Source organism: Pseudomonas tolaasii NCPPB 2192, assembly GCF_002813445.1.
Lineage (GTDB): Bacteria > Pseudomonadota > Gammaproteobacteria > Pseudomonadales > Pseudomonadaceae > Aquipseudomonas > Aquipseudomonas tolaasii.
Window position 1 is genome coordinate 3331490 of record NZ_PHHD01000001.1, and the last position, 13263, is coordinate 3344752.

9 protein-coding genes are annotated in these 13263 nt (G+C 61.5%); 1 reads left to right on the plus strand and 8 read right to left on the minus strand.

What is annotated here, in order from left to right:
• Positions 1 to 20: 20 nt before the first annotated feature.
• The 8 genes from cobA to ATI14_RS15565 all read right to left on the minus strand — a co-directional run bounded on the left by cobA (position 21) and on the right by ATI14_RS15565 (position 11391).
• Complete coding sequence (gene cobA, locus ATI14_RS15530) at positions 21 to 764, minus strand: uroporphyrinogen-III C-methyltransferase (protein ID WP_080519948.1); 744 nt, start codon at positions 762 to 764, stop codon at positions 21 to 23.
• Between the two features lie 10 nt (positions 765 to 774).
• Positions 775 to 3483, minus strand: coding sequence for a nitrate reductase (locus tag ATI14_RS15535; RefSeq protein ID WP_016973588.1), 2709 nt, complete (start codon positions 3481 to 3483; stop codon positions 775 to 777).
• Complete coding sequence (gene nirD, locus ATI14_RS15540) at positions 3483 to 3800, minus strand: nitrite reductase small subunit NirD (RefSeq protein ID WP_016973587.1); 318 nt, start codon at positions 3798 to 3800, stop codon at positions 3483 to 3485. The genes ATI14_RS15535 and nirD overlap by 1 nt, the downstream gene beginning before the upstream one ends.
• Positions 3797 to 6250 carry a nitrite reductase large subunit NirB gene (nirB, locus tag ATI14_RS15545; RefSeq protein ID WP_080519949.1) on the minus strand — a complete coding sequence of 818 codons (2454 nt, stop codon included), beginning with the start codon at positions 6248 to 6250 and terminating at the stop codon, positions 3797 to 3799. Before nirB ends, nirD begins: the two co-directional genes overlap by 4 nt.
• A 233-nt stretch (positions 6251 to 6483) precedes the next feature.
• A complete protein-coding gene (locus tag ATI14_RS15550) occupies positions 6484 to 8154 on the minus strand; it encodes a bifunctional protein-serine/threonine kinase/phosphatase (RefSeq protein ID WP_016973585.1) in 1671 nt (556 codons plus the stop codon).
• Positions 8154 to 9365, minus strand: coding sequence for a nitrate/nitrite transporter (locus ATI14_RS15555; protein WP_016973584.1), 1212 nt, complete (start codon positions 9363 to 9365; stop codon positions 8154 to 8156). The genes ATI14_RS15550 and ATI14_RS15555 overlap by 1 nt, the downstream gene beginning before the upstream one ends.
• A 210-nt stretch (positions 9366 to 9575) precedes the next feature.
• Entirely contained in the window at positions 9576 to 10151 is a 576-nt protein-coding gene (locus ATI14_RS15560) for an ANTAR domain-containing response regulator (protein ID WP_016973583.1), read from the minus strand.
• Positions 10152 to 10164: 13 nt separating this feature from the next.
• The gene (locus ATI14_RS15565; RefSeq protein WP_016973582.1) at positions 10165 to 11391 is read right to left on the minus strand and encodes a CmpA/NrtA family ABC transporter substrate-binding protein; all 1227 of its coding nucleotides are present in this window, start codon (positions 11389 to 11391) and stop codon (positions 10165 to 10167) included.
• A 246-nt stretch (positions 11392 to 11637) separates the two neighbouring features.
• On the opposite strand from ATI14_RS15565, the gene sctC reads away from it, so the two are divergent.
• Entirely contained in the window at positions 11638 to 13122 is a 1485-nt protein-coding gene (gene sctC / locus ATI14_RS15570) for a type III secretion system outer membrane ring subunit SctC (protein ID WP_080519950.1), read from the plus strand.
• Positions 13123 to 13263: the final 141 nt, after the last annotated feature.

A 13263-nucleotide genomic window follows, 5' to 3' on the forward strand; every position in this document is an offset into this window, starting at 1 on the left:
TTTTTCGCCTTGAATTTGCTTCAGGCGCTGGCGCAGACGGCTACACTCGTCGCTTGCCCACTGCCTGCGACGCTGCCGATCACCAGGATGGCCGGGCTTTTCAAGGCGAACGACTGCGCGTCCGTGTGCATGCGAGCCAGGTTGCTGCGACACTCGCGTTGCTGGGGCAGTGACGCATTTTCGATCATTGCCACCGGCATATCTGCAGCCATTCCTCCGTCCAGCAGTTGCTGCTGAATCTGCTCAAGCTTGGCTACGCCCATATACACCACCAGTGTCGTCCCGCCCTCAGCCAGCGCCCGCCAATTCAAACGGCTGTCGTCCTGGGTGTGCGCCGTGACCAGCGTCACGCCACGACTGACGCCACGCAAGGTCAGCGGTATATCGCAATTCGTCGCACCCGCCAGTCCTGCCGTGATCCCGTTCACCACCTCTGCTTCCACCCCGCGCTCGCGCAGCCATGTTGCCTCTTCGCCACCCCGGCCAAAAATGCATGGGTCGCCACCTTTGAGCCGCACCACGCACTTGCCCTGGCGCGCATACCGCAGCATCAAACGATGGATAAAATCCTGCGGTGTCGAGCGGCAGCCCCCCCGTTTACCCACGGTGATGACCCGCGCGCCCGCACAGTGTTCCAGCACAGCCGGGTTGACGAGATCATCGATCAATACCACATCGGCCTCGCTCATTGCCCTTACTGCTTTGAGGGTCAACAGCTCCGGATCTCCGGGCCCCGCGCCCACCAGCCAGACTTTTGCGCTCATGTTGTTTCCCTCACCTGTTGATTGCGATTGGCTGCGGCTTGCTGGCCAAAAGGCGTTTGATTTCCGGAACGCAGGAACCGCATTGCGTGCCGCACCCAAGCTCCTGTTTCAGCCCATCGAGGCTCAGCCCGCGAGCGATACCGGCGCACACCGCGCTCTCGCTGACGTTTTTGCAGTTACACAGAATCTTGCTGCTGGACGCGGCACCGCCTGGTGGTGCACTGAGCGGCGCCAGCAACCAGCGGCGTAGTTGATCGTCGGTGCGACCCTCCAGCCACAGGCTTTGCAGCCAGTGCCGCGCCAGGGTTTCACCGGCCAGACGCAGGGCGGTGATGCGGCCTTTCTCGATCTTCACACGCTTGCCGATTGAGCGGCGCGGGTCGTCGTAGGCCATCACCGGACCGTCGTTGAGGCCCAGCAGTTCATCGATCCGGGTCAGCAGTGGCAAGTCGGGCGCCTCGGTATGTGCCGCGCGCACCAATAAAGCGGGCCGATCACGTCCGGTCAGGCTCAGGCTGACGTAGGCAAAGCCTTCACACAGCGGGCGCAGCGCGTCAAAGTGTTGCTGAACATTTCCTTCGATCAATGCAAAGAGTTGCCATGGCAATTGCACGGCTTCCAGGCGCACGCCGCTGTGCTTGAGTTCCGGCTGTTTCGACAGCGGGTCAAACGCCGGCTGCGTGAGGGCGTTGACCCCACCCTTGAGAAATCGGTCACCCCAATGCATTGGCAGAAATGCCTGGCCTGGTCGCACGCTGTCATCACTGCTGACGGCGACGATCACATTGCCGCGACGGCTCTTCAAATTGACCAGATCGCCTTCCTTGAACCGGTGTCGGCGCAGTTCATCCGGGTGCAGGCTCAACAGGGCTTCGCTGACATGCCCGAATAATTGCGCTGCCGTTCCGGTGCGGCTCATGCCGTGCCACTGGTCGCGCAAGCGCCCGGTGATCAAGGTCAGCGGGAAGCGCGCGTCACGCTGTTCCTTGGCAGCGCGGTAAGGGTCGGCAATAAACTGCGCACGGCCGGTGGCGGTCGGGAAGACGCCATCGGTGTACAGGCGCGGGGTCCCAGCGCTTGCGCCCGATGGAAAGGGCCATTGTTGCGGCCCGATCTGGTCCAGCAGCGCATGGCTGATGCCCGACAAGTCGAGGTCACGCTCACGGGTCAACAACTTGTACTCATCGAAAATCTGCGCCGGTCCCTCAAACGCAAACAGGCTCTCCAGGCCAGGCAGCAGACGCTTCTCCAGGCGCTGTGCGAAATCCACGGTAATTGCCCAGTCCGGTCGTGCCTCTCCCGGTGGGACAATGGCGCGACGCACGTGGGAAATTCGCCGTTCGGAGTTGGTCACGCTGCCTTCCTTCTCGCCCCAACTGGCGGCGGGTAACAGCAGGTCGGCATAAGTGGCGGTTTCCGTGGTGCGAAAGGCTTCTTGCAGAACCACAAAAGGGCAGCTCGCCAATGCCGCGCGCACGGCATTCTGGTCCGGCAAGGATTGCGCGGGGTTGGTGCAGGCAATCCATAACGCCTTGATCTTGCCTGCCCGGACGCTCTCAAACAGTTCGATGGCCGTTAGCCCGGTTGGCGCCGGCAGCGATTCAACACCCCAGTAAGCGGCGACTTCCGCCCGATGTTCAGGGTTCGCAGCGTCTCGATGACCCGGCAGCAAATTCGACAAACTGCCCGTCTCGCGCCCGCCCATGGCATTCGGTTGGCCGGTCAGGGAAAACGGCCCGCAACCCGGCCGGCCAATCGTGCCGGTCGCCAGGTGCAGGTTGATCAACGCGCTGTTTTTCGCGCTGCCCGCAGTGGACTGATTCAGCCCCATGCACCACAACGACAGAAAACTGCTGGACGTACCTACCCACTCTGCGCACAGGCGCAACTGCTCGACGCTGATCCCGCACAACTGCGTGACCATCTGCGGTGTGTAGTCATGCACCAGCCGCTTCAGCTCGGCCAATCCTTCGGTGTGCGCCTGGATAAACGTACGGTCGATCCAGTCTTCCCACAGCAGCAGATGCAAAATCCCATGGAACAGTGCCACATCCGTCCCGGGCAAGATTGCCAGGTGCAGGTCAGCCAAATCGCAGGTATCGGTACGCCGTGGGTCGATCACCAGCACTTTCATCTGCGGGCGCCGAGCCTTGGCTTCCTCCAGGCGTCGGAACAATACCGGATGGGCGTAGGCCATATTGCTGCCGACGATCATCACGCAGTCGCTGCACTCAAGGTCTTCATAGCTGCACGGCGGCGCGTCCGCACCCAGGCTGCGTTTGTAGCCGACCACCGCCGAAGACATGCACAGCCGCGAGTTGCTGTCGATATTGTTGGTGCCCACCAATGCCCGCGCCAGCTTGTTGAAGCTGTAGTAGTCCTCGGTGAGCAATTGCCCGGAAATGTAGAACGCCACGCTGTTCGGCCCGTGTTCGGCGATGGTTTCGGCGAACACATTGGCGGCGTGTTCCAGCGCGGTGTCCCAATCGGTGCGCGCGCGCGCGAGCGCTTTGCCCAGGCGTAGCTCGGGGTATAAAGCGCGGGCGTTCAAGTCACCGGTCAGGTGCAGGCTGGACCCTTTGCTGCACAGTTTTCCAAAGTTTGCCGGGTGGCTCGGATCGCCCGTCACGCCGAGGATCTGCGAACCATCATGCTCAATCAGCACGCCGCAACCCACCCCGCAGTAACAGCAGGTGGACGCGGTGGTCTGGCGGTTCATCAACCGGCGTCCCGCAGGGCCAGCATCACCCGGCCGTTTTCCACGCGGGCCGGATGGTGATGGGCGCAGCCGACGTCGGGTGCCTGGGCCTCGCCGGAAGCCAGGTCGATCTGCCAGTTGTGCAACGGGCAGGCTACGCGTTTGCCATAGATCAAGCCTTGGGACAGTGGCCCACCTTTGTGCGGGCAGCGATCGTCGAGTGCGAAAACTTCGTCGTCACTTGTACGAAAAATCGCGATATCGCCCTTCGGCCCATTGATGATGCGCGAGCCCAGGGCGTTGATTTCTTCGAGGGCACAGATATCCAGCCAGTTCATGCCGGCACCTCCAGCTGTTTGACGGGGATCACATCGAATTCTTTCTTCAGCAATGGCTGTTCCAGGCGCTCCTTCCACGGGTCCTGTTCGAACGACAGCGAAAATTGCAGCCGTTCGTTAAGCGCCTTGCGCCGTTCCGGGTCTTCCAGCACGGCTTTCTTGATATGCTCCATGCCCACCCGTTGCAGGTAGTGCACGGTGCGCTCCAGGTAAAAAGCTTCTTCGCGGTACAGCTGCAGGAACGCGCCGTTGTACTCGCGCACTTCTTCGGCGGTTTTCAGCTTGACGAAGAACTCCGCGACTTCGGTTTTGATCCCGCCGTTGCCGCCGATGTACATCTCCCAGCCGGAGTCGACGCCGATAATTCCCACATCTTTAATGCCTGCTTCCGAGCAATTGCGTGGGCAACCGGACACCGCCAGCTTCACCTTGTGCGGCGACCACATTTTGAACAGGTCATGCTCCAGTTCGATGCCCAGCTGCGTCGAGTTCTGCGTGCCAAAGCGGCAGAACTCGCTGCCGACGCAGGTCTTCACGGTGCGGATGGATTTGCCGTAGGCATGCCCGGACGGCATGTCGAGGTCTTTCCACACACCCGGCAAATCCTGCTTCTTGATGCCCAGCAGGTCGATGCGCTGGCCGCCGGTGACCTTGACCATCGGCACGTTGTACTTGTCGGCCACGTCGGCAATGCGCCGCAGTTCTGAAGGATTGGTCACACCGCCCCACATCCGTGGGACTACGGAGTAAGTGCCGTCTTTCTGAATATTGGCGTGGGCCCTTTCGTTGATGAGGCGCGATTGCGGGTCGTCCCTGGCTTCGCCGGGCCAGGTGGAAATCAGGTAGTAATTCAGCGCAGGGCGGCAGGTGGCGCAGCCATTCGGTGTGCGCCAGTTCAGGTAGCTCATGGTGCCGGCGATGGTCAGCAGGTGCTGGTCGCGGATGGCTTGGCGGATTTGCCCGTGATTGAGGTCGCTGCAACCGCAAATGGCCTTTTCGCTTTTCGGTTTGACGTCGGCCGCGCCGCCCACGGTGTTGATCAGGATTTGCTCCACCAAACCTGCACAAGAACCGCAGGAACTGGCGGCCTTGGTGTGTTTTTTCACCTCATCGACACTGAACAGCCCCTGTTCCTGGATCGCCTTGACGATGGTGCCCTTGCACACGCCGTTGCAGCCGCAGACTTCGGCGTTGTCGGCCATGCTCATGGCTTTGTCCTGGCCTTGATGGCCGACATCGCCCAAGGCGTTTTCGCCGAACATCAGGTGATCGCGGATCTCGCCAATGGCATGGTTCTCACGGATCTGACGGAAATACCAACCGCCGTCGGCGGTGTCACCGTACAGGCAGGCTCCGACGAGGATGTCGTCCTTGATCACCAGTTTTTTGTACACGCCGCCAATCGGGTCGGAGAGGGTGATGGTCTCGGTGCCTTCACCGCCCATGAAGTCGCCGGCGGAGAACAGGTCGATACCGGTGACCTTCAGCTTGGTCGAGGTGACCGAGCCTTTATAAGTGGCGAAACCCAACTGAGCGAGGTGGTTGGCGCAGACCTTGGCCTGTTCGAACAAAGGGGCCACCAACCCGTAGGCAATGCCACGATGGCTGGCGCATTCGCCGATTGCGTAGATGCGCGGGTCGTAGGTTTGCAGGGTGTCGTTGACCAGAATCCCGCGGTTGCACGGAATGCCGGATTTTTCCGCCAGTTCGGTGTTGGGGCGAATGCCGGCGGCCATCACCACCAGGTCGGCGGGAATGATGTCGCCATTTTTGAATTGCACCGAGCCGACCCGGCCATTGCCGGCATCGTGCAACGCCTGGGTTTGTTCGCACAGGCGAAACACCAGGCCACGGCTTTCCAGTTCGGTTTGCAGCAATTGGCCACTGGTCTTGTCCAGTTGCCGCTCCAGCAACCACTCGCCGATGTGCACCACGGTCACCTGCATGCCGCGCAGCATCAGGCCGTTGGCGGCTTCCAGGCCGAGCAGGCCGCCGCCGATCACCACCGCGTGCTTGTGGGTTTTGGCGGTGTTGATCATGGCTTGGGTGTCGGCGATGTCGCGGTAGCCGATGACACCCTGCAACGTATTGCCCGGAATCGGCAGGATGAACGGCGTCGAGCCGGTGGCAATCAACAGGCGGTCGTACTCGGCCTCGGTGCCGTCTTCGGCAATGACGATGCGTTTGACGCGATCAATCTGCACCACCTTGCGGTTGAGTAACAGTTTGATGTTGTTGTTCAGGTACCAGTCGAGGTCGTTGAGCACGATCTCTTCGAAGGTCTGCTCACCGGCGAGCACCGGCGACAGCAGAATGCGGTTGTAGTTGGTGTGCGGCTCGGCGCCGAACACGGTGATGTCGTACAGGTCGTTGCTCAGCTTGAGCAATTCTTCAAGGGTGCGAACCCCGGCCATGCCGTTGCCGATCATCACCAATTTGAGTTTTTTCATGTCGTTCTCCGCAATGGCTCGACAAATCGCGCGCAAACAAAAAAGGCGTCCCCGCTGTTTATCCAGCGAGGACGCCTTTGTCCTGGTCCCGTTCTCTCGGGAAACTCGCCCCTTCGACGTTGAAGGGGCGGCTATATGTGGGGTGTTGGATTAACCAATGCAGCGCTTGTGCCAAGTCGGGTGGCGCCCGGTTTTATTGGGCTTGCGCCCGGCGCGTGGCTGCATTGCGCGCTTTAGTGGTGCAGCAGCCAGTACAAAAGCACCAGATTGATCAACAAGGAGGCCATCGCCAGGGTTTGCCAGACCTTCAACGGTTCACGCTCCAGCAAGGGCCGGGGCCGCACGCTCAGTTCATGGCGGTCGGCCTGCTCCAGCACCAATAACCATTCTTCGGCGGTTTCATAACGTTGCGCGGGTTGCGCGGCCACCGCCTTTTCCAGGCTGAGCGGTAACCAATCCGGCAAGTCGGGACGATAGCGACTGGCGCTGACAGGCAAGGTGAACCGCGGTCGCTGGAAGGCTTCGATTTCACCGTAGGGATAGTGACCGGTCAGCAGGTAATACAAGGTTACGCCTACGCCATACAAATCCTGCTGTGGTGTAGGCCGCTCACCACCGAACGCCTCAGGTGCGATAAAACTGGGTGTGCCGGGCAGCAGGTGGGCGCGGTCCTCGGAGAGTCCCGGGCAATAGGCCAGGCCAAAGTCCAGCACGCGCAGTTCGCCGTCGTCGCCCAGCAACAGGTTTTCCGGCTTGATGTCGCGATGCAGGATCTGCCGTCGATGCAGCATGCCCACCGCCCGCAGCAAGCGCTCGGCGATGGACTGCCATTGCGCCAGGGGCAACGGGCCTTGTTGCTTGAACAGCTCTGCCAGGGTTTGCCCGGAATATTCGCGCATCACGTAGTACAAATGCTGACGACCGGCGGCGGCGTGCACTTCAGGAAACGCACGCCCGGCCACCCGCCGCAGAAACCACTCCTCCGATAACAAGGCCTGGCCGGCGTCGCTGTCATCGTCGCGGTGAAGGGGCAAGGTTTTCAGCAGCCAGGCTTGCTGCTGGGTATCACGCACCCGGTACACAATGGACTGCCGGCTCTGCGAGAGCAGGCATTCGACCTGCCAGCCTTCAAAGCGCTGGCCGGGTTTGAGGGGCGGCGGCAATGGCCATTGCTGCAACTGCACCAGCGCATCGCCGAGAGTGGCCGCGCCGAGCTGGTCGATGCGCACCAGCAGCGCGCTGGCGTTGTCCAGGCTGCCGGCCAGGTGCGCGGCATTGACCAGTGTGTTGACCGCCACATCCAGGTCCGTTTGCTCGCGCAGGATCGCGCGAATGCTGTGTTCGCCCAGGGTGGCCCACACGCCGTCGGTGAGCAGCAGGAAACATTCGCCCTCGCGCAACTCGCCGTCCATGAAGTCCAGCACGAGGTGCTGATCGAGGCCGAGGGCGCGCTTGAGCACGTGTTGCATGCCCGGTTGCTCCCACACGTGATCCTCGGTGATGCGCTGCAGCTCGTCGTCAAACCAGCGGTACACCCGGCAATCGCCCACATGGGCGAGGGTAAAACGCTGGCCGCGAAACACCAGTGCGCTGAGGGTCGTCAGCAGCGGCTGGCCACCGCCGTTGGCCTGCAGCCAACGGTTTTGTGCGAGCAGCAGCCGTTCGAGTGCCTGGGCCACGCCCCAGGTTTGCGGCGTGGCGTAATAGTCCAGGGCCAGCGCCTGCAGGGTCGAGCGCGCAGCCAGGCCGCCATCGGCGCATTGGCTCACGCCGTCGGCCAATGCGCACAAATAGCCTTTGCTCGCGGCCAATTCCGCCACGGGGGTGACCACCCGCAGTGCGTCCTGATTTTCCGCTCGAGGCCCAATGGCGCTGGCCTGAGCGATGCTCAGTTGCAGGCTCATCAGACGCGGGCGGCAGTCACGGCAGCCGAGCCCCAGGTGGTTCTCCAGCGACGTTTGACGCCATGCAGGCCGAACCAGGCCAGCACGCCAAGGCTGGCGAACAACCACAAGGCCATCTGGTAGCTGCCGGTGCTTTGCTTGATTGCGCCCATGCCGGCCGCCAGCGCAAAACCACCGATGCCGCCTGCCATGCCGATCAGGCCGGTCATCACGCCGATTTCACGGCGAAAGCGCTGGGGCACCAGCTGGAACACTGCGCCGTTTCCTGCGCCAAGGCCTAGCATCGTGCAGACGAAAAGAGCCAATGCCGCGTAGGAACTGGGCAGGTTGAATCCCACCGCCGCGATGCAGATGGCCGCCACGCTGTACATGGCGAGCAAGGTACGAATACCGCCGAAACGGTCGGCCAGCGCGCCACCCAGCGGGCGCATCAGGCTGCCGCCGAACACGCAGGCGGCGGTGTAGTAGCCGGCAGTCACAGGGCTCAGGCCATATTGGTCGTTGAAGTAGCCGGGCAGGGCGCTGGCCAGGCCGATGAAACCGCCGAAGGTCACGCTGTAGAAGAACATGAACCACCAGCTGTCGCGGTCGCCCAAGGCTTTGAAGTAGTCAGCCATGGACTTGGCTTTCGGGCGCTGCGGCGCATTGCGTGCGAGCCAGGCGAAGACGATCAGCGTGATCACCAGTGGAATCAGCGCAAAGCCGAACACGTTGCTCCAGCCAAACGCGGCGGCCAGCACCGGTGCCAGCAAGGCAGCAAACACAGTGCCGGAGTTGCCGGCGCCGGCGATGCCCATGGCTTTGCCTTGATGTTCAGCCGGGTACCACTGGGACGCGAGCGGCAGGGCGACCGCAAAGGATGCACCGGCCATGCCCAGGAACACACCCAGCAACAATGCTTGTTCATAGCTGTGAATGCCGAGCTTCCAGGCGCCCAACAGCGCTGCGATGACAATCGCCTGGCCGATCAGCCCGGCGGTTTTGGGTGACAGCTTGTCGGCCAGCATACCCATCAGAAAGCGCAGCACCGCGCCTGCCAGGATTGGCGTCGCCACGACCAGGCCACGCTGCTGGGTGGTCAGGTGCAGGTCGGCGGCAATCTGTACCGCCAAGGGGCCCAGCAGGTACCAGACCATGAAACTCAGGTCGAAATACAGGAACGCGGCAAACAGGGTCGGGGTGTGCCCGGATTTCCAGAAGCTTGATTTCATCACGCACCTCAACGGTTGGGGTCTTGTCAGAAGGCCAAGTGATGGAGCAACCCGTAGCAGGCCGCCCCACCGGCCCCATGCACTGGGGCCAAAACGAAAAAACGCCGCCACCGGGTTCGCGAGGGCAAACCGGATGGGCGACGTCTTTGTCGTGGAGGGGCAACCGCCGTTGGTTACCTGTGATGAATGCTTAGCAAGAGCTGAGCCAGATCAGCCGAGCAACTCGCTCATGGCGATAATCTGCTCCGCCACCTGGATCAGTTTCTGCTGGCGGCTCATGGCCTGGCGGCGCATCAAGGTGTAGGCCTCTTCCTCATTGCAATGCTTCATTTTCATCAGCATGCCCTTGGCCAGCTCGATGCGTTTGCGCTCGGCGAGCTGCTGGTCGCGGGCCTGCAACTGAGCGCGCAGGGCCTGGTCGCTCTCGAAGCGCGCCATGGCCACGTCGAGAATCGGCTGCAGGCGCTGGGCCTGAATGCCCTCGACAATGTAGGCACTGACGCCGGACTTGATCGCCTGGCGCATGACGTTCGGGTCGTGCTCGTCGGTAAACATCACGATGGCCCGGGGTTGGTCGCGGCTGACCAGCACCACTTGCTCCATCACATCGCGCCCGGGTGACTCGGTATCGATCAGGATCACGTCCGGGCGCACCGTTTCGACGCGCGCGGGCAGGTCGATGGTCAGGCCGGACTCGTCGATCACCTCGAAACCGGCTTCAATCAGCGCAGCCCTGAGGCGGCCGACCTTGCGCGGGGTGTCGTCGATCAACAGGATTCGTAACATATCCGTTCTCCTGTCAGCGCAAGGCCTGAAGGCCGGTGTCATCGGCCATGGCGTGCAGGCGGAAGCTGCGGGCGTAGGCGGCGGGGGCGGCGCCGTCCCAGACTTTGCCGTCGATCAATTGGCTGCTGCGCAGGTCTTCTTTGCTGGCCTGCACGCCCACAGCACCGGCTGCCTGGCGGTACAGCTCAAGCTGTTGCACTTGACGGGCAATACCGAGGTAGTCCGGGTCTTCGCGCAACAGGCCCCAACGTCGAAATTGAGTCATGAACCACATGCCGTCGGACACATAGGGCAGGTTCACTTCGCCCTCAGCAAAAAAGCGCAGGGCGTGAGGGTCTTGCCAGCGGTTGCCCAGCCCGTCCTCATAAGTGCCCAGCAGGCGAGGCTCGATACAGTCCAGCGGCGCGTCAAGGTAATCGCGGGCGCTGAGCAGTTGTGCTGTAGAACGACGGTTTTCCTGGCTTTCTTCTATAAAACGGCTGGCCTCCAGGATCGCCATGATCAGTATGCGGGCAGTATTGGGGTATTGGTCGACGAAGGCCTGGGTGCAGCCGAGGACTTTTTCAGGATGGTTGGGCCAGATCGCCTGAGTCGTGGCCAACGTAAAGCCCTGGTTCTGTTTCACCGCACTGGCGCACCACGGTTCACCCACACAGAAACCGTCAATACGCCCGGCTTGCAGGTGCGCGACCATCTGCGGCGGTGGTACGACCACGCTGTTTACATCCTGCAATGGATGAATGCCTTGGCTTGCCAGCCAGTAGTACAGCCACATGGCGTGAGTGCCTGTGGGAAATGTCTGGGCGAAAGTCAGTTTTGTTCGGCTTTGGTGCACGTGGTGGTCCAGCGCCTCAGGAGTGATCACCCCTTGTTGTTGCAAACCGTGGGACAGGTTGATGCTCTGGCCATTTTGATTGAGCCCCATCAATACGGCCATGTCGATCGGCGCGACGCCGCCGATGCCCAGGTGCACGGCGTAGATCAGCCCATACAGGCTGTGGGCGGCGTCCAGTTCACCGTTGACCAGTTTGTCGCGCAGGTTGGCCCAGGAGGATTGGCGTTTGAGGTTGAGCGTCAGGCCATAGGGCTGGGCAAAGCCCTGGGTGGCGGCAACCACCAGCGAGGCGCAATCGGTCAGGGCCATGAAGCCAAGGTCGAGGCTGCTTTTTTCCGGGCCATCGCTGCCGTTTACCCAGGCCAGCGGATTGTTCACCGGGCTGTTGCCGACCGAATCGTTCATCAACACCTACCTTTTCGCTCAAAAAAAACGTCGCTCCTTCAGATGGCGATGCGAGCCATTGCAGGTAGCGACGCCTTTGTCCGTCAGCGCGTTCCGACGTTGGCGCGCGCTCTGATAAAGAGTCGTTAGCAAGGCACATGCCATGGGCCGAAAGGCGCGGTCCGCCGTCAGCTTTCCATCAAGATTGAAAGCCGACCGCCTCTCAGTATGGCGACCTCTTTACGCCAGCCTGCCAGGAACCCCACGGTGTCGATTGATTCCCCGGCCATGATGAGTTGCCATCGGTTGTACCGATGGTTGCTGTGCCTGATGTTGATGGCCGCCAGCATTGGCGCCCTGGCCGATACCTATCAGGCGCGGGATGAAAGTTTGCATACGTTGTTTACCGCGTTGTCGGCACCCCTGGGGTTGCCCGTGGTGGTCAGCCGCGAGGTGGCGCGCAAGCGCGTTTCCGGAACGTTCGATCTGGATGTGGCGCAGCAGGTTTTTGAACGGGTAGCCGCGCAGCGAGGGCTGATCTGGTACAGCGACGGGCGGGCCTTTTATGTGTACGACGCCGCCGAGGCAAAAAGCTCTGCGGTGACGTTGCGGCATATCTCGGCCGACAGGCTGCGCACCTTGATGCGACGCTCGGGGCTGGATGAATCGCGCTATCCGCTCCGGGAGAGCGGCGGGCGCACCTTTTATGTGACGGGCCCACCCAATTATGTGGATCAGGTGTTGCACCTGGCTCAACTGATGGACAAGCCGCGTTCGGAAGTTCGCGTGGGTGCACAAACCTTCGGGGTGGTGCAGGTGTTCAATACCTATGTGGCAGACCGTCAGTACGCAATGGGTGACGAGAAGGTCAACGTGCCGGGCATGGCCTCGATGATCGAAACGGTGCTGGCGATCGAGCAGAAGAATGAAACGAAGCCTCCCCATAGTCCCTTGGCTGACAAAAGCCTGGTGGTGATCCCCTACCCGGATTCCAACAGCTTGTTGATCAAGGGCAAACCTGCACAGGTCAAGGCACTTGAGGACTTGGTGGCGGAGCTTGACAAGCCCAAGCGCGCGATCGAAGTGGCGCTGTGGCGGGTGGATGTGGACCGTCACGAACTGCAGAAAATGGATGTGGCGTGGGCCCGGGAGGGCAGCCCTGCGACGCCGTCGACCCATGTGGCCGAACCTTTGGAAGACAATCGCTTGATGGCGCAATTCACTGCGCTGGAGCGTCGGCGCAAGGCCAGTATTGTCGCGTTTCCGGTGATTCTCACTCAGGAAAATGTGCCGGCGGTTTTTCAGGATAACCACACCTTTTACCTGCCCGGGCGTCCGGGCGAGGGCGGTGATTGGCAGCCTGTGCGTTATGGCACCCAAGCCAGTGTGCTGCCGCGCTTTGCACAAGCGAATCAAATAGAAATGCAACTGAACCTTGAAGATGACCGGCAGATGGTAGGCAAGCCCCAACCCGACTTGGCGGCGACGGTAGGGCGGGTAACGGTCAGCACGGTCGTCCGGTTGGCTCAGGGGCGGCGTCTTTGGGTCGGTGGTTTCCGGCGCGAAGGCGAGGAGCGCATGGGCAGCCGACGAGGCGAGGTGCGCCTGTTTGTCATCCAGGCACGAGCAACAGGAAATGAACCCAGGATGTTGGCTGGGGCTATTGGCCCCCCGCCCTTGACCCCAAGCCAGTACGAGCGCGTGCAGCGTGCATTTGTACGGGAAAACCGCGAAGCCCCGGCGCTGGAATGAGTTCGTTGTCGTTAGGTGGACAAATCCTACGCATTACCTGCCACAAGCCTTATTCACGTCGGCTTTTTCCTAACGTTGCCCCGCGCACAGGTTTTTATAGTCGCCGTATTGGCGTATCGGCCGTTTTTGGAAACTAGGAAT